The organism is Klebsiella sp. HMSC16A12 (genome assembly GCF_001808265.1).
Taxonomy (GTDB): domain Bacteria; phylum Pseudomonadota; class Gammaproteobacteria; order Enterobacterales; family Enterobacteriaceae; genus Klebsiella; species Klebsiella pneumoniae.
Window position 1 is genome coordinate 1 of sequence record NZ_KV792583.1, and the last position, 1202, is coordinate 1202.

A 1202-nucleotide genomic window follows, 5' to 3' on the forward strand; every position below is an offset into this window, starting at 1 on the left:
TAAAACACTGTCAATAAGTTGGAGTCATTACCCTTTTTTCAACTTCTGATGGATGCGAGTGATTGAACTCATACATTAATGTTTTCCCACGAAGTCTTTTTTCAGGTAAGCCTTCGCACATATCGGTAAATAGCTTGCCTGCTTTTATTTTTTCTGTCATCGACATGTTCATTTTTAACATTCCGTCCTGATAAGTTGGTCGGATAAGGCGCTCGCGCCGTATCCGACATTAATTTCTTAAGCGACTTCATTCACCTGGCGACGCAGCAGGGAAAGTGGGCCGGGGCCGCTAAGCGTGAACACGGAAATTAAGGTGAAGCCCAGCGCCACCAGACCCAGCACCAGGTAAGCGCCCTGGAAACCGATGCTTTCATACATATTGCCCGCCAGAATAGACATAAAAATCATCGCCAGTTGCTTAAAGAAGCAGAAACAGACCAGATAAATCGTCGCTGAAAAACGCACTTCAAACTGGCTGGTAATATATTTAAAGCTGCCCACCAGCAGGAACGGTACTTCAAACATATGCAGCGTTTTCAGAATAACCACTTCCAGTGCTGAGGTAGCGAACGATGAGCCAATAATACGTACTGACATAATAGTGCCAGCCAGCAGCAGGGCGTTTTTCCCACCGATGCGATTAATGATCAGTGGCGCAAAAAACATAATCGAGGCGTTAAGTAATTCGCCCATTGTCGTTACGTAGCCAAATACCCGCGTACCCTGTTCACCGGTAGCAAAGAACGAAGTAAAGAAATTAGCAAACTGTTGGTCAAAAACATCGTAGGTGCAGGAAACGCCAATAACATACAGTGACAAAAACCACAGTTTTGGCTGTCTGAACAGTTCCAGCGCCAGCTTAAGGCTAAATGCCGAATGGTTGGCACCTACCGCATTGGCAACCGTGGCAGAAGAGGGCGCATCCGTTTTGGCGAAAAAGAGTAAAACGGCGAGGATGAGTGCACAGCCAGAACCCAGCCAGAAAACAAACTGATTATTGATGGTGAACATGATGCCGACAATCGAGGCACACAGCGCCCAGCCAACACAGCCAAACATCCGCGCGCGACCAAATTCGAAATTACTGCGACGGCTGACTTTCTCGATAAATGCCTCTACTGCTGGCGCACCGGCGTTAAAACAAAAGCCTAGATAAATACCACCAACAATCGATCCTACTAAAATGTTGTATTGTAACAGTG

The 1202-nt window shown here is 46.4% G+C and carries 1 protein-coding gene and 1 pseudogene; both read right to left on the reverse strand.

Annotation, left to right across the window (positions count from 1 at the left end; genetic code table 11):
• Window positions 1–31: 31 nt before the first annotated feature.
• Window positions 32–172 (reverse strand): annotated as a pseudogene (locus tag HMPREF3140_RS27190) (maltose acetyltransferase domain-containing protein); the annotation flags it as partial.
• A gap of 65 nt (window positions 173–237) precedes the next feature.
• Window positions 238–1202: lactose permease (gene lacY, locus HMPREF3140_RS09520; protein WP_070552950.1), on the reverse strand; the 965-nt coding region annotated here is incomplete at its 5' end.